Source organism: Polaribacter vadi (assembly GCF_018861005.1).
GTDB classification, from domain to species: domain Bacteria; phylum Bacteroidota; class Bacteroidia; order Flavobacteriales; family Flavobacteriaceae; genus Polaribacter; species Polaribacter vadi_A.
In genome coordinates, this window is record NZ_JAHKQL010000004.1 from 458,438 (window position 1) to 483,466 (window position 25,029).

A 25,029-nucleotide genomic window follows, 5' to 3' on the forward strand; every position below is an offset into this window, starting at 1 on the left:
TAATTATTTATCTTTGATATTCTGTATTTGGTACTAAAACCGTTTTCATTAATTCTTCTTTGTTACCCTTAAAAGTTTTGAGAATTGGGTTGCCTGCTCTATGTAAATCTTTAAAAACCCCATCATCAACTAAATTCCAAATCGGATATTTAGCTTCACCCTTTAAGGTGAATAATCCAAAATGATTTTCTGATCCTTGAGGGTTTTGTGCATCTTTCCATTGCTCATCAAAAGCTTCGAAATAAAAACAAGAAATACCTGCTTTGTTGGTCCAATTTCTTAAATTTTTGTAATACAAACCTTGTTTATACTCGTCTGTTGCTCTAGAACCATTAACTCCATAATGACCACTAGAAACTGTTGCCCAACCAGTTTCGCCAATATGAATAGTTTTGGTTGCATCTATACTTTTTACATAATCTGAAACATTTTTGTATTGCATTTTTGCAAATTCTAAAGCACGAAACATGGCATTATCAATTTTTTCTAAATCTGATAAATGCTGTTCATTTTCTGGCACTTTCCAAAATTGTGGATTGTAATGTGAGTTATGATACGCGTAAGTATGCATAGAAACATAATCTACTGCCTTTATTAAATCTTCTAAATCTTTTACTCTGTAGGTTGGGTCTCCACCACCCCAAGAAGCAAAATCATCTGAACTTGTAATCCATAAATCTTTATCTAATTTCCCTTGCTTTTTTAGGTTTTGTAAATAATTTACATGTTTTAAAATTACACTTGGTTGCACATAATAACTAGTTGCCCAACGAATCATAGCTTCATTACCAACTGCAATAATTTTTACGATATCTGGATACTTATTAACCAAAGCTACTGCTCTATCTATTTCTTCTTTATTTTGTTCGCTTTCTATATCGTGATTAGGTTCTAACTCTGTCCAAGCATTTAAACAATCTATCCAAGCACCCAACATTACATACATTTCGAAAGATGAATCTTCTTGTTTTAATTGATGAATTGCTTCTAAAATATTCGCTGCATGAGGCAATTTAGATTGTACATTATAGGTTCTTATAATTCGAATACCCATTGCATGCATCAACTTTAAATCTTCCTTTAATTCTGATATTGTAGGTTGATTATCTTCTCTGGATTTTTCTCTATACCCACCATAAGATATTGCTAAATAATCTGGGTTGCCTAATATGTCTTTTGCAGTCATTTTATTCTTAATTTCTTGCTTTACTTCTTTTTTATCTTGATTTTTAGAATTACACCCAAAACCAATTATACAGCCAAAAAGGAGTAGTATTATTTTTAATTTTGATTTCATTTATTGTGTGTTTCGTAGGTTAACCCAAATCCGAATGGAAATAAAGGTTCAATTGTTTTATCCCAAAAATTGGGACCATATTTATGTTTAAAATCTTCTTCGGATTTTGGCCAAGAATGTGGCAACTTTCCTAAGAAATTATAATCTCCAAAAAGCACTTCTGCAATGCCATCTCCTTCAGACCCTGGCAACCAAGCTGCAACAAAAGCATCTGATTTTTGTATTTGATTAGTAACCACCAAAGGTCTACCAGACACTAAAACCACAACCGTTTTTACACCCTGTTCTTGGTAAGTTTTTATGTATTGTTGATGCGCTTCTGTTAATGTTAATTCTAACTGATTAGACTCATGACCAATGTCTCCAAAAAATTCTGCATAAGGTGTTTCTCCAACAACGATGATGGCAACATCTGCATCAAAATGATTTTTGGTAGCGAGAGAATCGTACAGAACTTCGGCTTTAGTTTGATTTTTAATTCCGTCTAAAATGGTAGTTGCACCTTTATAATTTTCTTTAGTTCCTTGCCAATTGATGGTCCAACCTCCAGATTGCAAACCCGCAGAATTTGCGTGCTCACCAACCACCACAATTTTCTTGGTAGTTTTTGATATTGGTAGCACTTTATCTTTATTTTTTAATAAAACTAAAGACTCTCTTACAGCTTGTTTTGCAATTTCTCTGTGTTCTTTTTTTCCGACTACATTTGCTAAAGTTGTATCAGGAAAAGGATTTTTAAATAAACCCAATCTAAACTTTTGTCGTAAAATTCTTTTAACAGCATCGTCTATTCTTTGTAGAGAAACCGTTTTGTTTTCTACACCTTCTTTTAATCCTTTTTGATATCCTTCTAGATTACCATTTACAGCCATAACCATGTCTACACCTGCATTTATGATATCATTTTTACCAAACCTAGAATAGCCTTGCCAATCAGAAACTACAATCCCTTTAAAATTCATTCCGATTTTTAAAGTATCTATAATTAATGCTTTGTGTGCATGCATAGAAATATCAGAAACTCTATTAAAAGAAGCCATAACAGCACCAACATTTTCTTTTACAGCTGTTTTGTAAGGTGGTAATAAAAAACTTTCTATTTGTTGGGCAGTTAAAGATGTATTACCTCCTTCTATTCCAAAATCGGTTGCGCCATCACCAATAAAATGTTTGGCAGTTGCTAAAACCGTTTCTGCATCTTTTAAGTTAGCTTGTAACCCTTTTATAGCTGCTTTTGTTAACTTTTCTGTTAAGGCAGTACTTTCGGAAAAGGCTTCATAAACTCTTCCCCATTTTTCGTTAAAAGGAATAGCAACACAAGGCGAAAACACCCAATTAAAGCCTGTAGCTTGACTTTCTAAAGCCGTTATTTTTGCTATTTGTTCTATTAATTGCTCATTTTGTGTAGCTCCTAAACCAATATTATGAGGAAAAACTGTAGCTCCATTAAAGGTGTTTTGCCCATGAACAGCATCTACACCAATTAATAAAGGAATGCCTAATCTTGTATCTAAAGCTTTCTTTTGAAGTTCTATAAATCGGTTTTGCCACTCTAAAGCAGTTTTACCAGGAATTGCCCCTTCTGTATGAATAATTGAACCAATATAATTAGAAGTTATAAGCGAATCAGCAGCTGCATCAAAATGTCTTATTTGCGACATTTGGCCGATTTTCTCTCCTAAAGTCATTAACTTTAGAAGAGAATCTACCTTTTGCTCTATAATTTCTTCATCACTAATTTTTACTTCTTTATTACAGGAAAATCCTATAAATAAAAAGCAATAAATTAGATATGTATATGGCCTGATTTTCATCAAAATTATTTAACTATCGAAACTTTTATATGATTGATTTCATTTGTTCTATCGAACATTTTTGTACTTATTTCTTTGTCTAAAACCAAACTATTAAAACCGACTTTTTTATCATCATTTAAAACTACTTCAATTTCATTTTTATCAGATAAATTGTAAATAATTGGTACTTGGCAATACGTAAATGCCAACTGATTTTCAGCAATCTTTAGAGAGGCTTTTTCGCTATTTATATTTATGTAGTTAAATGCTTTAGCCTCTTTTAAAAATTCTGAATCTTTTAATAATCTTGGATTAAAACCAACATTACCTTCTTGCACAAACACACCCAATTCGCCAAATCTACTTAGTAAATCTTCTTTTACTTGACCTGTCATTCCTGGTTGTTGTGCTCCTTTGGTTGCTGGTGTATGAGAATAAGCATCTGTTGGAAAAGCTCCATACAATTCTGGTGATTTGTGCACACCAACACCTGCATTTATTTCGTAATAATGGTCTAATAACTTACCAATTACATTTTCACTTTCGCCAAGTTTTACAGCCAACAGACAATTTTCTTGAACTGCTAATAACAGCTTAGAAACCATATGCCAATAAATAGAACCTAATCCTTCGTAACCAAAGAAAGTTCCTGAACGACCTGTAAATGATTTATGATCGAAAATGGCTTCGAAAATTGATAATACTGTATTTTCATCCTCAGAAATTAAAGAAGAATATTCTTCTGATAAATTTGCTAAAGCAGCTTTTACACTATTTGCATTGTTGAAATTTCCATTAAAATGATAGTTCCCTAAAACGTCTTTTTCAATAATTTCTGTATTATTATCAGCAATTAATTGTTGTAATAACTTTGAGCTTTCAACTTGATTTGCAGCAATATTATTCTTCTGTGTAAATCTTGGTAAATCTTTATTCGGATATAAAATATAACTGTATTGATCTGGTCTAAACAACGCAGATGCTTTTAAACCATCTAATAAATCTAAGGCTTCTTTTGGCGATAAATAACCAGAACTTAAAGCTGCAACTTGCCCTTCTAACATTTCTGATAAATACGAAATTGAAACCTCTTCATCATTTTCTATTGTCATTAAATTATAAGCATGGTACATGTTATCTGCACGTTTGTTTGCTCTAATACTATGCTCTAAATAACTTTTAGTAATTTCTAAAAAGTGTGTTAATGCACTTTTAGAAATTGTGGTTTTGTTTGATGAAAATCCGTTTTTATAAATCGTAGTTCTATACTCGCTTGCAGGATTTCCTAAACCATCTAAAACCGTTTTTCTTTCTTTATCTGTAACTTTTCTAGATAAAATAGCTTCATTATTTTCTAAAGTTTCTACAATTTCTGCAAATAAAATAGCTACTTCATCAGAAATTTGTACTTCGTTTACATCCGCATTTGCGACAATTCCTTCAAAGAAATTAATAAATCTTCTTAGGTAATTTAAGGTAACCATAGACACTCCATTACCCACTAAAGCGTTATTGGCGTCATTCCATTCTGGTCTTTGCGTATTTAACCAAATACCACCTTCTGGAATAAAGTTTGATACTTTAGCTAAAACTGTAACCAAAAGTTTTTCTATTAAATTAACCTTATGAACCTTGTTGTTTATATCTGAAATTAAAGCACCATCAGCACCAATTTCTGCTCTTTTTTCATCAATTTTTGCATTTAATTGATAATCAAAATCAATAGTGTCTTTTGGATTCTTTAAAATATCTGCATACGGTTTTATAATGTAAGGCACATTTGCGTACACAAAAATATCATCATTAAATAATTCTGCTAGTTTAGACGGATAATGTTTTTCTATAAACTCTAAGAATTTTAGCAAGTAAATTATCTGATGATCTCCCCAATAACCAATGTAAGACCAAGGATCGTGTTCTTCTATTACTTCCCAATCAAAACCACCTTTTGTAACTCTGTAAGGATTGTAACCCTCAAAAGTAGTGGCGTTTAAAAACTTGTGAATCATACTCTCAATAAATTGAGGATATGAATGTGCAAGAGTTTCCCAGTTTTGGAAAATGTCTCTCCAATTCCCTTCGTAATCTAAGATTTTAGAACCGTCAATTTCACTTTTTGTATTGATAGAAAACTTGTTCCAAGGTCTACTTGGATCTCCATGTCTTCTACTAAATTTTAATGGTAAATATTCTAAACATAAACGTTTAAAATCCTTATCAGCATCGTTTTCTGCCAAATTTTTAATAAAAGTTAGCGTAAATTTTTCTGGTAAATTTGCTAAAGATTCTTTTTTAGCTGCAAATAATTGCTTGTTTGCTTTTGATAAATAGGTTGTAAAATCGTCTTTTTCTATGGTATAATTATCGTCAAAAATACCACCTCTCATAATATTGAAAAGTGTGTTAGAAAAATGTCTTGTATTGATTAATGGATCATTAGAAAGTTGTAAACCATCTGAAGCTGCAACTAAATTGATTAAATTTTTTGTACCCTCTTCAATATTGGTTTGCAATAGTTCTTCTAAACTATCATTGGTTTTAATCAACTCAGAAATACGAGTAACATCTGCGACTGTTTGATTTACATTAGCAACTTGTAACCATTTTTTTTCTGAATTACCAGCTAAATGAATATCAGCATTTATAAGATATGCGCCTTTTTCTGCTTTCATATCCACTTCTTGCTGAAGTTGTACACCTCTTCTAAAGTTATTTACTTGTAAAGATGATAATAAATAGGTTGGATTTTTTAAGCCTAAAGACCAAACTAAATTGGCTTTTAAGGCTTCACTTGGTTCTGCTTTATCAACAATAATAGCACTTAAAGCATAAATACCTAAACCTGCGTCTGCTTCTAATTCGCATTTTTTATAAGCATCAACCAAATTACTTCTAATACCTTGTATGTCTGAACCTACACCATAAGGAATGATGTCTTGAAATCCGTCTAAAATAGAAATATCCAGATTTTCATCAGCATTATTGATTAAACTTGCTTTTCTTACAAAACCAAATTCATCAGAAGAATTCCATTGATATTTAAAAGTTAGGTTTAAATCTTCGTTAATTTCTTCGAAAATTACCTTGTTTCCATATTCGTTTTTGTAAACATTTCTGGTGATGTTATACAAACCTGCTTGTCTTTCAGAAAAAGGTTCCCATAAAACAGTTTTATCATTTTTAGCAATTCTAAAAATTGTTTTACAACCTGTAGTTTCTGCAAGTTCTGTAATTTTATCGTCTGTGTAATATGGAAAAATTGCGTATTCTGCATTTTTTCTTCCGGCTGTTAAACCTCCATTACTAGAAATAAACATCCAGTGATTTGAGTCTGAAACAATCGTCATAAAAAAAGGACGCATTGTATGACTATTAGATATTTTATAGTAAGATTCGTTTTCTAAAGTTACCAACTCTCCTGTTATAGCTGTATTAGGATTCGAGTTTACATTGTCTTTGTAAGAAACAGTTTTGCTCATTTTTTTCTTTATTATATTGATTTTTTCTGTTGATAATTTTTAGGCTATCGATATTTGTTTTTACTCTTTAATTAAACCAGTATGTTTTGCCTGAATATTTTTAAAATAGTTTGATATAAACTCTTTTGTAAGTCCTTTTTTATAAGGATTTAGTTGATGTATTTCTTGAATTGCATAATAAGCCACTCTTGGCTTTAACACATAAAAACCTTCTTGATCTGGAGTTTCTTTTGCACAGATTCCAAACCATTCTTCGTTCATGTTTTGGCTACCTTCTGTAAAATCGAAATGATAACCTGCACTAGACCATGAAGCATTATTATCATGAATTTCTAAGTTTTTAGTTTGGCCATATTTCCACCAACCATCACTAAATTGAAATGTAAATCCGCCAATTGAATTATTTGCATTACCTAAGTTTGCTGCATTTAAATAAATTTCTTTCCAATTTTCAATCATAAAATAAGCTTGCATTTTTTGATCTTCTTCATTGGTTTTTGCATTAAATGCATCTGCACCAAATTCTGTAAAAAGAATAGGTTTATTAATTTCTTTTTTTACTCCTATAAAAGCATCTCCAAAAGATTTACCTCTATACATGTTTGTACCAAAAATGTCTACATCTTTGCATTCGTCTGCAAACATATCTGCAAATAATAAATCGCCATTACAAACTGCAACTGGATGATTTTTGTCTATTGCTTTCATCAATTTTGCAGCTTCATTAAAGAGCTTGTACATAGGTCTTCCTCTTTTTTCGCCCATTTCTCTTTTTTGATTTTCATCATCAGGAAAGTCTTCTGTTTCTGAGCCTGCCCAAAAAAGTCCATAATTATTCTCATTCCCTAAAAGAAATAAAAGTAATCCTGGAGTATCTTTATAAGCCTTAGCCATATTAGTAACTTCTGATAATAAACCTTTTTGAGTTTCTGGGTTTCTGTAATCTGTAACAGGAATCCATTGGTTATTTATTGTATTGCCATATCTACCAAAAGAGTGATTTAACATTGTGTAAATTCCGTAGTTTTTATAGATATGCGTAATCCATTTTGATGGAATACCTGAATACACACGAATTGTATTTACTCCCATTTTTTGCAATAAACTCATTTCTGATTCCAATGCTTTTTCTATAAAATCTTCTGATTGATTCCAAAGGCTGTATTCGAAATTTTTGCCTATTGGAAAGTAATCCCAATTCATACCATTTATAAAAAAATCTTTCCCATTAACCTTTAACTTTACGCCTTGTTCATTGCTTACAACAGTAACATTATCTTTTTGTGCGCAAGAGTTTAAGGTTAGTAAAATACTAAATAAAGCTATAAAAAGAGTTTTCATAAATTTTGAATTTTAAAAAATCTAAAACTGAATTAAGAATAAAAAAATAAGGCCAGCCAATCTAAACTGACCTTATTTAAACCAATTAAAATAAAAATATTATTGATAAACTTTTACGTAATCTATTTCCATTGTATCTTCTGTAAACCCAGCATCTACTGTACCACCAAGAGTACCACCCATTGCTATGTTAAGAATTAAAAAGAAATCTGCATTAAAAGGTAAATCTGAACTATTTGTTAATTCATAGAAAGAAACACCATCTACATAAATTTTTATTGATGCATCTGTCCATTCTAACGTATACAAATGAAACTCAGAATCTACATTTGCAACTGTAGTTGTTGTACCATAATCTGCTTTAGATTGACTTGCTTCATCAAACCAATGACAAGTACCTAAAGTGGTATTTTTATCACTTCCTGTTTGTTCCATAATATCAATTTCTCCACATTTTGGCCAGCCAACATCAGGAAAATTAGAACCCAACATCCAAATTGCAGGCCAAGTACCTTGAGATGCAGGTAATTTTGCATTAACTTCTATTCTACCATAGGTAAATTTACGTAATCCTTGAGATTTTAATCTTGCAGATGTATAACCTCCACTACCATCAGCTTTAGCAGTAATAATTAAAGAACCCCCTTCTACTTTTGCATTTTCTGCATTATCTGTATAAGTTTGTAATTCGTTATTACCCCAACCACCAGCACCTAAATCGTAGGTCCAATTAGCAGCATCTGGTGTACCATCTGTATTAAAATCGTCTTCCCAAACTAAATTATTGTAGGTATAACTTACAACACCTTCTACAGGTTTTGTTGATGTAAATTTATGATACCAAGCAAAACCATCTCCATCTTGAATAATTCTAACAATTAACTCATCATTCGTAACAGAAATAATATCATAAGTGCTAGAACCAACTAACCACCCCATAAAACCTCCTTCAGAGATTTCGAAACTTGTACCTCTATAAGGCTCATTATTATAAGAACCTTCTGTTGCTGCTTTTGATGTTGATGGCCCAAATGACACATTTTTAACACCAAACATAGAAGTTGCAACTGTTTCATCTTGACAAGTGTCACCAGCAACACCTAAAACATCTGCATAAGTACCAGGTACAAATGCTGGTCCAACAGTTTGCTCAAATGTAAGTCCGTTTGCAGTTCTTGTAAACACAAACTCATTATCGTACATACAGCTTTTTTCATCATCCCAAGCTTTAATTCCATTCCACCAAGCTTCATATGCAAATTCTCCATTTCCATAATCATCAGTAACAGGACCTAAACCAACGTGCACATCTTTATCTGCTTGCCAATACCATTTTTTGCTATCGCCAATGTTTGCACCACTTAAAAAGTTTTCTGCTTCTTCATCTGTAAATGAACTAAAAACCTCAACTTCTAAAGTTTCTGTTGATGATAAACCACCTGTACCATTTGCTTTTACAACAACTGTATATGTATTTACACCTACTTTAGAAAACCTTTTTGTTAACTGACCAGATGGAGATTTATCTGCAACTCCATCAAAATAAAACACATAAGATGATGCGTTCTCTGAAACAGCTGTAAAATTTACTGTTCCACTACCATCTCCATATTCTAAATCTGGATTACTCGTATCTTGACCAACAATTTCTGCAGTAATTACAATATTTGTTGGTGTTACAATTTCACCGAAATTATAGTTATCTTCTTGACAGCCAAAAAAGACCATTAACATAGAAAATAGAACTATATAAATATTTTTAAGTTTTTTCATATTTAATATTTTAAAATTGTGATATATCATCTAGATAAATAGTGTAGTTAGCAGAACCATCGCCTTCTGTACCATTATCCATAATTAAAACTAAGTTTGTAAAATCTATTGACGTACTTATTCCAGAAAAATCGAACGTTAACTCTTCCCAAGCATTTGCTGTGGTTGTAGTTGCAGTAATTTCTGCTGATGCAATTGTATTTGGCCAAGCTGTAGCATCTTCAAATTTTAGTAGTAAATTTAAACCTGCTCTTGGAGACCAAACCTTTACTTTAACACTTGTACCATTTGTAAAAGTAAATGGAGAAGGCACTGTTATTTTAGAACCTGCCCAAGGTTGACCTGCATTTTTTACCAATTCTGCAACCATAGCAGAAGTGTTACCATTAGTATCTGGATTTGCTATTACAGAAATTGCACCACCATCAAAAGAACTTAGTTCAAAATCTGGTTCAAAATCTAAAATAGGTGTAGAAGAAATATCATCTAAATAAATAGTATAATTAGCTGAACCATCTCCTTCTGTACCATTATCCATAATTAAAACTAAATTATTAAAGTCTACAGTAGTACTTATTCCTGAAAAATCGAATGTTAATTCTTCCCAAGCGTTTGCACCTGTTGTTGTTGCTGTAATTTCTGCTGAAGCAACTGTATTTGGCCAAGGTGTAGCATCTTCAAATTTTAATAATAAATTTAAACCTGCTCTTGGAGACCATACTTTTGCTGTTACTGTTGTATTAGAAACATCGAAAGTAGTAGGAATTGTAATTTTAGATCCTGCCCATGGCTGACCCGCATTTTTTACCAATTCTAAAACTGAAGATGATGTATTACCATTTGTATCTGGGTTTGCTATTACAGAAGCTGCACCACCATCAAAAGAACTTAATTCATAATCTGTCTCAAAAGTAATTGGTGTTACTCCAGAAACTGGTGTTGTACTTTCTTTATAGAAATAAAAGTTATCTACATAAACAACTCCTTCTGTATCTACTGCATCAATTAAAATCTGAGTAATTTTAGTCTTGTTAGCAAGATTTCCACCATCAAAACCAGTCATATCTAAATCTATACTTTGCCAAGAACCACCAACTGTTGCACCTAAAGATTCTACATCTTCTCCACCATCTACAGTATTTACAATTTTTACAATTAACTCGTTCTCTACTCCTTCTGGCACCCAATAATCAATATGTAATTTTTCCATAGATGAAACATCTATACCTGCATCATAATTGGTTACCATACCTAAAAAATCTAAGTTTGTTAACAACCAAACATTATTACCATTTATAGTTGTTGCTTCAAAACTTGATAAAGACCAATCTGTAGGTAATTCGTTTAAAGTAACATTTGTATATGCATCACTAAAAATTGAGACTACATCTGCTGCATCTCTACTAGGAGGTGTAATTGCAGCATTTGTTGGTGCTAAGATTTCTGTTACTTCGAAATCTGTTGAAAATTCTGCTGTTTCTGCTGCAGCACCTTTTGCTACTACTTTTACAACATAAGTACCTGCAGTTGCATATTGATAAGCAATAGCTTCGCCAATATTTGCAGTTGCTACTGGCTGATCTACTCCTGTTTCTCCAGAATAAAACTCGAAAGTAGTTGCAAATTCTGCTGTTGCTGTAACATTAACTTGCTTAGATTTAGAGCTATCATTTTCTAAAGTTACCTCTAAATTTTGTGGAGCTTGAAATGATACTACCAATTCTTGAGTTGCTACTGTTGAATCTCCATTTGTATTATATGCTTCAATTGTAACCTGATAAGTACCTTCTTCATAAGTGTGTTGAACACTTTGCCCTGCTTCCATACTTTCTGACTCAGCTGTTCCATCTCCAAAAGTAATATCAAAAGAAATTGCTCCATCTGCAGTTGGTGTAATTGTTACTAAACCAGAATTATCTTGTGTTACACTGTATGCTGCAGCCACGTTTGCTGGTGCTGCAATATTATCTAAGAAGTCTAAACTTCTATCATCTTCTGTACATGCATTAATCATTAATAATATAATTAATGCTTTGTATATTGTTTTCAGTTTTTTCATACTTCTAAAAATTAATAATTATCATTTTGCGACCAATTTCCTTGAGAAAACTGTATTTCTTCTAAAGGAATAGGAAACACTTCATTTTTACCTGTTGTAAAACCAGGAATCTGAATTCCTCTTCCTGTTCTTACCAAGTCAAAAAATTGATGTCCTTCACCAACTAATTCTACTCTTCTTTCTTTATAGATTGCAGCTGTTAAGTTAGTACCAGTTGTTGTAATGTTATTATCTGAATTACCAAAAGCTCTTTCTCTTACCATATTTAGGTAGATTTTTGCTTTAACATCATCTGAACTCGATTTTCTATTGTAAGCTTCTGCAGCCATTAATAAAACATCTGCATAACGAATTGCTCTGTAATTATTAGGGTTTGTAAGGTTTAAATCTCCTGCTGCATCTCCACTTCTTTTTCTAGGTAAATACTTTCTATTAAAATAACCTGTATGCTCATAACCTGTTGTAAAAGCAGCACCTGTTGATGCAGACCAAGCTTCGATATCTAAAATAGCAACCTCTTTACGATTATCTCCAGTTTCAAACTCATCTACAACTTCTTGTGTTGGTACATTAAAACTAAAACCTGATGTAAACAAATCTCCATCATAACCTCTTACTCCTTGAAAACCTACTGCTACATTACCTTCACTACATTGTAAACATTCAAAACCTGCACCTTCTATATCAGTATATTGTACTTCAAAAACTGCTCCTGATCCGTTTTCACCAGCAAATTCGAAAATTGTACTATAATCAGACTCTAAGACATAGCCTCCATTTTGAATTAAGTTTTCTAAAACAGCAGCAGACTCATCAAACTTATCTTGATATAAATATACTTTACCCAATAAAGCTTGTGCAGAACCTTTTGTAGCTCTACCAGTTTGTGGTGCTGTGTAGTTTAAATTTGCTACTGCATATTCTAAATCTTGTTCTATTAGCGCGTAAACATCCGAAGTTGGAGATCTAGGAATTGTTTTTTCATCACCCAAAACAAAACGTCCTTCTGCTTTAATTGGAATATCTCCAAACCATTTTACCAACTCAAAGTTGTAATATGCTCTTAAAAAACGAGCTTCTGCAATGATAATTTCTTTACCAGTAAAATCGGTTTTATCTTGAAATTCTATGATATATGCTGCTCTATTTACACCACCAAACATCCAGCTCCAAAGATTTTGAAGTTGTGCGTTTACAGGTGAATGTGTCATATCATCTATTTGCTGATAACCAGGAACGTCTGTTGCACTCTCACCACCACAAAGTGTGTTATTAGAAGCAATTTCGCCCATTAAAACATTAATAAATGTTGATTGTAAAGGATCGTAAGCTGCAACTAATGCGTTGTAATAATCTGTTTCTGAATTAAAAAATGATTCAGAATCTTCTGCGTAAATTTTAGAATTGTCTAAGTATTCATCTGAACAAGCGCTTAAAATGAATAAGCTTGCCATAAAGATGATTCCTAATTTTATTTTATTGTTGTAATTTCTCATCTTTTATATTTTAAAATGTAACATTTAAACCTAATAAGAACTGTCTTGCTGATGGGTAGTTACCAGAATCAATACCAGCACCTATTGCACCACCATTTATAGATGGATCAAAACCTGTATACTCTGTTAAAGTGAATAAATTATTAATAGATGTATATAATCTTAATTTAGATAACCCAACTCTTTCTAATAATTCTGAATTAAAATTATAACCAACTTGAATGTTTTGCATACGTAAAAAAGAAGCATCTTCTACAAAGAAATCTGAGAATAACTTATTGTTTGTAGCATCGTTTGTAAGTCTTGGTACAGAGTTACTTGTTCCAGCACCTGTCCATCTATCTAAATAATAAGCAGGTTTGTTAACATTTGGTAAAAAACGCTCGAAGTTTCTAACCATATCTTTACCAATTTCTGCATATAAATAAGTAGTAAAGTCCCAATTTTTATATTTTGCTGATATATTAAAGCCCATATAAAAATCTGCTTGAGGATTACCAATATTTACTCTATCATCAAAATCTACAACTCCATCATTATTGGTATCTTTATATCTGATATCTCCAGGAGAAGTACTTGAAGCACCTAAACCAGATTGAGAAGGATGAGCATCTACTTCTGCTTGTGTTTGAAAAAGTCCGTCAGTAACTAAACCATAGAAATAACCAATTGGCTGCCCAACTTCCATTCTTGATGGTGATAAATTACCAATTGCAAATGTTCCTCCTTCTACAAAAGCACCATCTAAAACATCTGTTACTCTGTTTTTTACATAAGTTACGTTATATGCTAAATTTAAATTTAAATCTTCTGATGCAATTGCTTTGTAGTTAATTGCCAATTCAGCACCAGTATTTTTAGAAGTACCTGCATTTACTGTTGGATTTGCACCACCAGCAGCACCAGATCCTAATAAACCTGAAACTGGGAAGTTTTCGATTAATAAGTCTTTTCTTGTTTCTTCGAAATAATCTGCAACAATAGATAATCTGTCATCAAATAAATTAACATCTAAACCAATATCTAACTTTTCTGCTGTTTCCCAAGTTGCTAATGGATTTGGTAAACCTCCTTGAGCTGTACCATCTACTAAAGCACCATCAAAAACATAAGTACCTTCTCCATCTAAAAGAGATCTATATAAATTATCTCCAACTAAATTACCAAGTGTACCATAACTTGCTCTTAATTTTAAGAAAGAAATAGTTTCGCTATCTTTTAAAAAGTTTTCGTCAGAAATTTTCCAACCTGTAGTTACAGACCAAAAGTTATCTACTCTTTGATCATCAGCAAAAACAGAAGCTCCATCTCTTCTTATTAAACCAGAGAATAAGTATTTACCTTTATAATCGTATTGAGCTCTACCAAAAAATGAAGTTAATCTAACATCGCCATTACCAGTATTGATACTTCTTTGTTCGCTTTGAGAATTGGTTAAACTGATGTCTGCAAACTCGTAAGAATTATTAGGTACATCAAAACCTGTTGCATAAATACCATCAAACAAATCGTTTTGAACACTTGTACCTGCTGTAAAACTAGCATTATGGTCTTCTGCGAATGTTTTGTTATATGTTGCGAATGTTTCCCAAAGCACTCTTGTAGAAGTTGCTTTAAATTGATAAACAGAACTTTGTGTTTGATTATAAACCTTACTTGATCCATAATCTTGAATTGGTGTAAAAGATCTTTGTTTTTCGTTATAGATTTTATAACCAACTCTAGATACTACATTTAAACCTTCTATTGGTTTATATTCTAATTTAAAGTTACCTTCAATTCCATTTCCATTATTTTCACCATAAGTATTACTTAATAACGATAAAGGATTTACTACCTCAATACCCAAAAAGTTATTTGTATCATCTTGATCTACACCATAAGTAGGTGCATAATTCAATCCGTTAAACAATAAAGAACCATCAAAACCTTGAGAAGCACTAGTAAAATAATTAGCAATTAAAGAGAAATTTAATTTTTTACTTATATCTACACCTAAATTTAATTTGATGTTATTTCTTACAAAGTTAGATTTATCTTTGGCAATAATACCATCTTGTTCTGTACGAGAAGCACTTACAAAATACTTTACATTCTCTCCACCACCAGACAAACTAATGTTATGGTTCATTAATAAAGCATTATTAAATAATTGGTCTTGCCAATCTGTACCTGTACCTAATTGACTAACATTACTAAATGGTAATGATTGACCACTAGCAGCATAAGCTTCGTTTAAAACTAAAGCATATTCTGTTGCATTTAAGTAATCTAATCTTTTTGTTGTTTGCTGAATGGCTGCATAAGTATCGTACTTTACAGTAGCTTTTTTGTTTTTACTACCAATTTTAGTAGTTACTAAAACAACACCATTTGCACCTTTTATACCATAAATAGCTGCTTGTGCATCTTTTAATACAGTAATTGATTCGATATCATTTGGGTTTATACTATTTAAATCACCTTCATAACCATCTACAATTGTTAATGGCTGATTATTTGTGTTTGAACTTACACCTCTAATTAAAATATTAACTTTTGCACCTGGAGCACCAGAAGATAAGTTAACAGCAACACCAGAAGTTGTACCTTGTAAAGCTGTTGTGGCATCTATAGGTTTTAAAACCTCTAAAGTTTCTTCACCAACAATAGAAACAGAACCAGTAACATCTTTTCTCTTTTGTCTTCCATAACCAACAACTACAATTTCATCTAAAGCTTCTGCTGACTCTTCTAATGAAATATTAATAACTTGTTGATTTACGATCACTTCTTTTTGGGAGAACCCCAAATAATTAAAGACTAAAGTTGCACCTTCTTTTACATTAGACAGACTAAATTGCCCATCAAAATCAGTTTCAGTTCCAATAGTTGTTCCTTTAATTATTATACTAACTCCTGGCAATAAATCACCAGACTTAGCATCTTTTACAACACCCTTTACATTTATTGTTTGTGCTTTTACACAAAAAGCTACCAGTAAAAGGAGTAACAGTATGACTTTTTTTCTCATCAATTAATATGTTTATAGTTTGTCATAAAATTAAAGTTAAATTTTAGTTAATTCACAAATACAACCACAACAAAAAACATACATCACAAAAAATACAAGTAAATAATACAGAAAACCCAATAAACAGTAGGGTTACATTATGTAATTAATTAACCCAAAACAATACAAAATTATCAATGTTGTGGTATTGTTTGGGTTAAAAACAAAAGTGTTTGGGTATTAAATTTCTAAAATGTAGTTTGTTAAGTTAGAATCATGAGGTAATTCCATCTTTTTTCTTAGTCTATATCTTTTAACCTCTACACTTCTAGGAGATATATTTAATAAAGGTGCTATTTCTTTAGAAGATAAATTAAGTCTTAAATAAGCACAAAGTCTTAAATCGTTTGGAGTTAAATTTGGGTGCTTATCTTTTACTTTTTTTAAGAATTTTTTATCAGCATTATTAAATGCTTCTTGAAACATTTTCCAATCATCTGTATTATTTAAATTCTTATTAATAATATTTACAACTTTAGTAATACTCTTCTGCCCACCATTAACAAGTTCGGTTTTTATTGTATTTAAAAACTCATTCTTTTTTATGATATTCATTGTAGATGTTGCTAATTCTCTATTTTTACTTTCAATATCACTTCTTAACTTATCGTTATTTAATTTGATAATTTCTTTAGAACTTTCTAATTCTTTTAATTCTGATTCCTTTTTATTTTTTTCTATTAACTCTTCTCTTTGCTTTCTATAGTATCTTTTAGAAAAAACATGCACTAAATACAAAGCAAATAAACAAATAGATACATAAAGCCCAACAAAAGTATTAGAAACATACCAAGGTTTATTAATCTTAAAACTATAACTACTATTATTACTAATTCTACCCCCAATAATTGCCCTAACATTAAATGTATAATCACCAAAAGAAATGTTTTTAAAAGCTATTGAATTAGATGTTGATGGCTGACTCCAATCTTTATTAAAACCCACTAATTTATATTGGTATTTTATATTTTGTGTTTTATTATAATAAGGTACGTTATAGAAAAACTCTAAATTATTATTTACAAAATCGAACTCTTTATTTTTGGTTAAACTTATATTATTCTTAGGTTCATCTGTTTTAAATGAATTAATTTTATTTATATATACATCAAAATCTTTTTCAATGTCTATTTTACTTATATCTACTACAATATAGCCATTGGATGTACCTATTAAGTAATTTTCATTACCTAACTGAATAATATTTTCATATCCAGAAACTGCTTTAGGCATAGTTTCAGAAATATAAATCTTATTGATTATTGGTTTATCATTAAATTTACCTGGACTTAAATACTTTATCTTATCCTCTGAAAATGTCCACAATTTATTATCACCTGAATTATGAATTAATTTACCAGATATATAAGCATCATTAGACAGAAGTTTACTATAAATACTATCTTTATTAAAAGAGTCAGAAGATTTATCATATTTATATACACCTTTTTTATTAGCGTATAAAACATCACCAAAATAATTAACAATATTTGAATGATTTCCTTTTTCTACTGTAGGTTCTACTTCGAAATTTTCTACTCTATATAAACGATCATCTAAAGTAATTTTAAAAACTCCTTTATACTCGTGATTTACAAACAACCTGTTTTTATCTACTAGAATTAGGCTTTTACTAGAATTATCAAAACCTACAATTTTATTTCTTACTTTCCATAAACCAAATTGTTTCTTTAGCACATACAAGCCTTTATAACCACCTTGTAAAATGGTACTTTCATCAATTTTAATTAATTGCCATGTACCTGTATCATTAAATATATTTTTAGCTTTATTTCTATCAACTATGAACGTACCTATATCATGTCCACAAAAGAGTTTATCATCAATTGTATTTAAACTCCAAACTTGTCCTTGGGTATTTTCTATAAATTTAAAAGGTTGGTTAGAATTTACATTCCTATAAAACAAACCTTGATTTGTACCTAAATAAATATATCCTTTATAAATAATCGAAGTATAAATAGTTCCTAAAAAGTCGTTTTTTTCGTTATATATTTTAATTGGAGATGTGTTATTAATACAATTAACACCTTTATCTAAACCCAACCAAAGATTGTTATCATGATCTTCAAAGACATCAAGTACAGTGTTATTTAGTAAACCTACACTTTGATTAATTTGATAATTTAATTCTCCAAATTCATTTATATTGATAATTCCATCAGAAATTGTACCTAATGCAAAACTATTGTCGTGTAATTTCTTGGCACTATAAATCTTCTTTCCTTTAAAAATGAAATCCGAAGGAATTTTCCATTTTTCTACTGCGTTATCATTTAAAAAATAAAAACCATTTTCTTGAGTTAAAAGTAAAATCCTATTATCTCTTTTAAAAATATCAACAATAAAATTTTCTTTTATAAATTTATGATCTGAAACCAGTTTTGGTAATCCATTTTCAATTTTAAATAGACCATTACCACTTTCATGAAAATAAATTACGCCTTCAACTTTAGACAAACTATTTACTCTATTTTTTATATTAATAATTTTAACTACTTTGCTAGATAAGTTATACAAATAAATTCTTTGTAAAGACTTAAACACCATCCATCCATCTAACTCAACTATACTCCAAATTTGCTCATCCTCTATCATTTTAACATTTTGAGCATCAACAATGGATTTGTATTCTAAAACTCCAAAATCATTTTTCTTCCAAAAACCAAACCCCATATAAAAACCCGTAAAAATTTGATTTTTATAAGCTTTTACAGATCTCATTATGGTTTCATTAGGCGTTTCATACAACTGCCAAGTTGCACCATTAAACTCTAATAAACCTTTGTTATTTGCAACATATATAAAGTTATTTTCTGCCTGAGAAATAGACCAATTTTGGTTTTCACCTCCATAATCTTCAGTTTTAAAAGAATTAATTGGCGGTAATTCTTGCGAAAAAACACTACCAATAAAAAACAAAAACGTAAGAAGAATAAGCATTTTGGATTTAAGCATAATAACAATAATATAATTTTGTTTGGGCACTAAATTAGAAATAAATAAGTAAAATAGGCAAAAATCAACAAGTATTACATAGTTTGTATAGTTAATTTTTAAAAATAAAAAAATACAAAAAAACCTAAACAACTTAAATGATTGCTATACTACTTAAAAAACGGGTGTTCTCACAATCAAAAAAAAGGATATAGAAAATTATTTTTTATCTACTTGAAAAAAATCTACCTGAAAATAATTATTAATCATCAACATCAATCTAAGAAGATAAAATAAAAGTAGAATCTTGTTCTTTAGTGATAAAATTTAATTCTAAAAAACATTAAAACCAATGAAAACTGAATTACAAAATCAAAGCTATTAAATCAGTCCGTTTTCTTTTAAAGACTCTTTTAATTGGTTGTGGTTATCCCAAAATCTGTCTCTTATTTTTTGAATTACCTCATCATATTCAGGATGTGTTTGTAGAGACTTTATTAACGGGTCTTTTTCTAGAAATAATAAAACCCAATATTGGTAATTATTTTTGGTTGCAAATAATTTAAATTGTTCAATAGCTAAATCATTTTTGCCTTCATGAATGTATTTTGTAGCTAAACTGGCTGATTTATATATAGATTGATCATTCTTACAATAATCATCATAAGTTTTATAAAATTCTAAAGCTTGTTGATGCAGCCCCATTTTATCAAACACCAAACCTATTTTTAAGTTTTCTTGAGGATACATATTAAGTCCATTTTTTTTCCTAATTTTTTGAAATTTATCATAGTAATAAAATGCACTATCATAATTCTCTTGAAAATAGTAAAACTTTGCAACCTCTTGCATCAAATCTAAACGTGTTGTGTCTTTTTTAAACTCTTTCTTTAAAGAATTTGTGGCTTTGTTTAAATCTTGATGCTGTGCATAATCAATAAATACTTTTAAAAACGGAGCGTAATAATTGTTTGGATCTGATGCTAAAGATAAGTTTATATATTTCTGCGCTTCATTTATAAATCCGTTTTGAATAAGCGCATTACTCAGTGCTAAATACATAAACCCTTTAGCTGTAGCATCATTAGAATCTACATCTAATTGTAAGCCCATTAAAGCATATTTAAGATATTTGCCTGTGTTTGGAATTGCTCTCGAATACAAATCTGCAAGTATTTGCACAACAGAAGATGAATTAGGGTTGTATTCTAACGCCTTTTCTAAATGTGGTATTGCCAATCGAAACTCATTAATATTTATATAATACAATGCTTTTGCGATTAAACTTTTAGAAGATTTGTTATCATAAAGCAATGCTTTATCAGCATAATTATTAATAATTTCTGTGTATTGTTTTTTTCTCTGGTTTATATCTAAATAATAGTAAGCAATTGCTAGATCTGAGTAAGCCAAAGCAAATTTTGGGTCTAGTTCAATCGCTTTTTCAAACAAAGCAATGGCTTCTTTTAAACCTTCTTTGGTTTCTTTTTTTAACGGAACTAAACCTTTTAAATAAAATTCGTAAGCCTCAAGATTTTCAGTTGGTTTTTTATTAATTTGCTGAAATTCTGCAGGAGTTACTTTTGCATGAATTGCATCTACAATTTTTTTGGCAACTGTATTTTGTAGTGAAAATACATCAACAACCTTGTTATTATATTGTTGCGCCCAAATTGGGGTATCTTTAGAAGCATCAATTAATTGAATGTTTAGTAAAACTTGATCGTTAATTCGCTGGCCACTACCTTCTAGTAAATACGCCACATTCAATTCTTCTGCAATCTCTTTTACGGTTTTGTTGGTATTTCTATATTTTTCTACGGATGTTCTACTGATAACTCGTAAATCTTCTATTTTCTGTAAATTATTAAGTGCAGATTCCATAAGTCCATTTACAAAATATAAGTTTGTAGAATCACTGCTCATATTTTTAAAGGGCAAAACAGCAATCGATTTCTTACTCTCGTTGACTTTTATTTCTGAATTTGGAGTTTTATTCTTAAAAAACAGCAAGGTTGCAACAACAATCGTAAAGAAAGCTGCTACAAAAATTGTTGTACGATATTTTTTAAAAAAGGATTCAGTAATATCATCTATAACAATTTCTGACTGATTATCTTCAAACTCAATTTCTGTTTCTTGAACTGGTTTTACTCTATATTCTCCAGGAGATAATCCATATTGTTCTCTAAAACATTTAATAAAATAAGAGTTATTGCTAAAACCAACTTGATAAGAAATTTCTGAAACAGTAAGTTCGGTTTCTTCTAACAATTCCTTTCCTTTTTCAAGACGAACTTGACGAATAAATTGACTTGCACTTAACTCAGTTTCCTTTTTTATTTTTCTAAGCAAATTAGAACGACTCATGTGCATAAGCATAGCTAATTCTGATACTCCAAATTGTTCATTAGAGATATGCTCTAAAACAAACACTTCTGCTTGTTCTATAAATTTTCCTTTTTTTGAGATCTGAGACATGTTGTTTTGTGCTATTCCAAATGTATCAATTTTTATTTTAAACGAAACTGTTTACAATTCTAAATTCTTTAACAAAAACTGTTGTTTGCGTCATAATTTATATAGTTGCGTCATAATTTTCAATCTATCATCAAACTTTACACATTAGGCTTCATAAGGATTTAAAGGAATTTTGATTCTTGTTGGATATTTGTATCAACAAAAACAAAGTTATTAATCTTTAAAATATTTATTATGAAATTACTTACAATTACATCAATGAGAATAACAATTCAAATCGTATTCTTTATTCTTTTATTAACAAGTTCGTGTGTTCAATCTAACAAAAAGACAGAGACCAACAAATCAGAAGAAACTACAAAAACAGCAACTAAACCAAACATGGATATTCATGCAGCTGTACTAACTGGAAATTTAGAAGCAGTAAAACAAAATATTGAAGCAGGAACTGATATTAACCAAAAAGAAGCAATGTCTGGTTCTACCCCATTAATGTCTGCAGCTACGTTTAATAAAACAGAAATCGCAAAAGTATTGATTAATGCTGACGCAGATTTAACAATAAAAAATAATGATGGAGGTACAGCTTTGCATACTGCAGCATTTTTTGGACGTATAGAAATTGTACAATTACTAATTGATGCAAAAGCAAATAAAACTGTACGTAATAGTTTTGGAGCTACACCTAGAGAAATTGTGATGACTGACTTTACTCAAATGAAGCCTATTTATGAAATGCTAATACAGCAATTAAAACCAATGGGGTTTACATTAGATCTTGATGAATTACAAAAAGCACGTCCTGTTGTAGCAATGATGTTACAATAAACACAAATCAAGATGACAACAGAAAGAAGATACGATATTGATTGGCTAAGAGTAATTGCAATTGGGTTATTATTGATTTATCATATTGCCATTATATTTCAACCTTGGGCAATGTTTATAGGATTTATACGAAGTGAAGAGACTTTAGAAGGACTTTGGAAACCAATGACAATGCTTAATGTATGGAGAATACCTCTATTGTTTTTTGTGTCTGGAATGGGATTGTATTTTGCAATGAAAAAAAGAAATTGGAAACAATTACTCTTAGAGAGAGGTAAAAGAATTCTATTACCTTTTGTTTTCGGCTATTTTGCTATAACTCCTTTACACATGTATATTTTTCAGGAGTATTATAATATGCCTTTAAGTTACTTTCCTGATAGTGGTCATTTATGGTTCTTGGGTAACATTTTTGTATATGTGCTGTTGTTATCGCCTGTATTCTTCTATTTAAAAAACAATGAAAACAGAAAATTTAAGAAAGCTATTCAAAAAATGATGAGTTATGCTTTAGGACCATTAGCAATATCTGTTTTTTTTATGTTAGAAGTGAGTTTAGTAAAACCACAATTATTTGAAATGTATGCACAAAACTGGCATGGTTTTTTTATCGGTCTTCTTGCTTTCTTTTTTGGTTATCTCTTTGTCTATGCTGGAACTTCCTTTTGGCAAACAGTTTCTAAATGGAAATGGTTATATATTGGTTTGGCAACGATCCTCTTTTTAATTCGTTTTACAGGATTTGAAACAATTTCAAACATGTATTTAACATCCATAGAATCTAACTCTTGGATATTGGGTGTCTTTGGATTAGGGTATAGCTACCTTAATAAACCAAGTTCATTATTAAGCTACTTGAGTGCAGCTGTTTACCCTGTTTACATTATTCACATGTTTGTTTTATATGCTGGAGCATTATTGATTTTGCCTTTAGACCTTAATCCTATGCTACAATTTATTGGAATTACAGTCTTCACTTTTATAGTTTGTTTTCTAATCTATGAATTCATTCTAAAAAGAATTGCAGTATTAAGACCTTTATTTGGGTTAAAATGGAAAGTGGATACGAAAAAAATTCATAACTAATAAAGGATAAAATATCACTTTCAACCTTCTACTTGCTTAGAAAACTTGTTCCATTTTTAAAAGTAGAACTTTAGAAAAACGAAATCTAATTAATTTTAAAAAGAGAAAATCATCATAGAAGCAATAAATAAAAGAACAAAAAATGAAAAACAAAAAAATCGATTCAGATGTTAAGAAATTAAAAAATAAATCTCATCCATTTTGGAGTTTCTTTTGGTTGACATTTCTTGTAGTTTCTCTATGGTATGCATGGTATTCATTTTATGTTCCTTCTAATGATAAGGTTTGGAGTAGTGATATAGAATTATCAAAAGAGATTGCAATCAATTCTAACAAAAATATCCTGATATTCTTTACAGGGAAATGGTGCTCACCTTGTAGAATTATGAAACGTGAAGTTTTTGCTGATAATAAAGTTATGAAATCTATTAATTTACAAGTGGTTCCAGTTGAGATTAATATTGATGACCCGAGTTCTAAAAATATAGTAAAGCATTATAATATTGGTGCTACACCAACAACAATTTTTATTAATCCAGAGGGAAAAGTAATGGATTATGCTGTAGGAAAGGTTGGGAAAACAAAATTCATTGAAATGCTTGAAAAGCAAAAAGGGTTTACAGAGAAGTAAAAAAAGAAATAACACAATTTAATTAAAAACATAAATTAATAATAAAAACAATCAATTATGAAAACAATCAAGAAACAAATTTTAGTAAGAATGGCTTGTTTTGCCTTTGCATTATTGTCTAGTATAACATACGCACAAAACACAAATTCAGAAAAAACAACTCAAAGAGAAGGATTTATCTTCGAATTTGTAGTAGGTGGAGGTAGTATAAGTTTAGAAGATAGTGCAGGCATTCAAACTTTTGACACATCTCAAGGAACGTTCGTTTTTCCAGATCTAAAGTTAGGTTATATGCTAAATGAAAAATTAGCGATTACCATATCTATGCCTGGAAACATTTATGAATTTCAAGATAATGACAGAAATTTTGGAGGTTTAATTCCATCTTTACAATATTGGGTAAAAGACAAATGGTGGATTCATGGTGGATTTGGTTTAGCTATAGATTCACCAGCACTTTATGATATCAAGGATGATGTAAATGACGATTGGAACTTTGGTCATGCAGTAATGTTGAGTACAGGTTATGAAATTTACAAAAAGAAAAACTTTGCACTTAATGTTCAGTCTAAATTAGTTTTGGGTCGTGCTAATTTAGATGGTGATGCACATAGAGATGCAGTAATCTTTAATGTAGGTATAGGGTTTAGTTGGTTATAAAAATTTATCTATTGCCATATATTCTATTGTTGTGTGGCATTAAGGCAAAACTGTAACAATTACTCTTTTACAGCGTCAGAATTAGTATAAAA

Annotated in this window: 14 protein-coding genes; 4 read left to right on the forward strand and 10 right to left on the reverse strand. The window is 30.3% G+C overall.

The features are described from left to right. Positions 1-7: 7 nt before the first annotated feature. The 10 genes from KO506_RS04675 to KO506_RS04720 form a co-directional block, all read right to left on the reverse strand. Positions 8-1,297: a glycosyl hydrolase family 17 protein gene (locus KO506_RS04675; RefSeq protein WP_215993718.1), complete on the reverse strand. Its 1,290-nt coding sequence runs from the start codon at positions 1,295-1,297 to the stop codon at positions 8-10. After that, on the reverse strand, positions 1,294-3,111 hold the full coding sequence (locus tag KO506_RS04680; protein WP_215993719.1) for a glycoside hydrolase family 3 protein: 1,818 nt from the start codon (positions 3,109-3,111) through the stop codon (positions 1,294-1,296). Before KO506_RS04680 ends, KO506_RS04675 begins: the two co-directional genes overlap by 4 nt. Positions 3,112-3,116: 5 nt before the next feature. Next, entirely contained in the window at positions 3,117-6,572 is a 3,456-nt protein-coding gene (locus KO506_RS04685; protein ID WP_215993720.1) for a hypothetical protein, read from the reverse strand. A gap of 60 nt (positions 6,573-6,632) precedes the next feature. Next, positions 6,633-7,913: a glycoside hydrolase family 2 TIM barrel-domain containing protein gene (locus KO506_RS04690; RefSeq protein WP_215993721.1), complete on the reverse strand. Its 1,281-nt coding sequence runs from the start codon at positions 7,911-7,913 to the stop codon at positions 6,633-6,635. Between the two features lie 99 nt (positions 7,914-8,012). After that, the gene (locus KO506_RS04695; RefSeq protein ID WP_215993722.1) at positions 8,013-9,686 is read right to left on the reverse strand and encodes a glycoside hydrolase family 16 protein; all 1,674 of its coding nucleotides are present in this window, start codon (positions 9,684-9,686) and stop codon (positions 8,013-8,015) included. A 10-nt stretch (positions 9,687-9,696) separates the two neighbouring features. Continuing rightward, positions 9,697-11,745, reverse strand: coding sequence for a PKD domain-containing protein (locus tag KO506_RS04700; RefSeq protein ID WP_215993723.1), 2,049 nt, complete (start codon positions 11,743-11,745; stop codon positions 9,697-9,699). 11 nt (positions 11,746-11,756) lie between these two features. Beyond that, positions 11,757-13,241: a RagB/SusD family nutrient uptake outer membrane protein gene (locus KO506_RS04705; protein WP_215993724.1), complete on the reverse strand. Its 1,485-nt coding sequence runs from the start codon at positions 13,239-13,241 to the stop codon at positions 11,757-11,759. A gap of 10 nt (positions 13,242-13,251) precedes the next feature. Continuing rightward, entirely contained in the window at positions 13,252-16,254 is a 3,003-nt protein-coding gene (locus tag KO506_RS04710; protein ID WP_215993725.1) for a SusC/RagA family TonB-linked outer membrane protein, read from the reverse strand. A gap of 219 nt (positions 16,255-16,473) precedes the next feature. Next, positions 16,474-19,257 carry a helix-turn-helix and ligand-binding sensor domain-containing protein gene (locus KO506_RS04715; RefSeq protein ID WP_252726783.1) on the reverse strand — a complete coding sequence of 928 codons (2,784 nt, stop codon included), beginning with the start codon at positions 19,255-19,257 and terminating at the stop codon, positions 16,474-16,476. Between the two features lie 375 nt (positions 19,258-19,632). Beyond that, positions 19,633-21,732 (reverse strand): helix-turn-helix domain-containing protein, encoded by a 2,100-nt coding sequence (locus tag KO506_RS04720; protein ID WP_215993727.1) that lies wholly within the window; start codon positions 21,730-21,732, stop codon positions 19,633-19,635. Between the two features lie 234 nt (positions 21,733-21,966). Between KO506_RS04720 and KO506_RS04725 the strand changes: the two genes are divergently transcribed. From KO506_RS04725 to KO506_RS04740, 4 genes are all read left to right on the forward strand, one after another. Beyond that, complete coding sequence (locus tag KO506_RS04725; protein ID WP_215993728.1) at positions 21,967-22,560, forward strand: ankyrin repeat domain-containing protein; 594 nt, start codon at positions 21,967-21,969, stop codon at positions 22,558-22,560. A 12-nt stretch (positions 22,561-22,572) separates the two neighbouring features. Further along, positions 22,573-23,646 (forward strand): acyltransferase family protein, encoded by a 1,074-nt coding sequence (locus KO506_RS04730; RefSeq protein WP_215993729.1) that lies wholly within the window; start codon positions 22,573-22,575, stop codon positions 23,644-23,646. A 142-nt stretch (positions 23,647-23,788) separates the two neighbouring features. Continuing rightward, positions 23,789-24,277 carry a thioredoxin family protein gene (locus tag KO506_RS04735; RefSeq protein WP_215993730.1) on the forward strand — a complete coding sequence of 163 codons (489 nt, stop codon included), beginning with the start codon at positions 23,789-23,791 and terminating at the stop codon, positions 24,275-24,277. 57 nt (positions 24,278-24,334) lie between these two features. Further along, complete coding sequence (locus tag KO506_RS04740) at positions 24,335-24,937, forward strand: hypothetical protein (RefSeq protein WP_215993731.1); 603 nt, start codon at positions 24,335-24,337, stop codon at positions 24,935-24,937. The last annotated feature ends 92 nt before the right edge of the window (positions 24,938-25,029 follow it).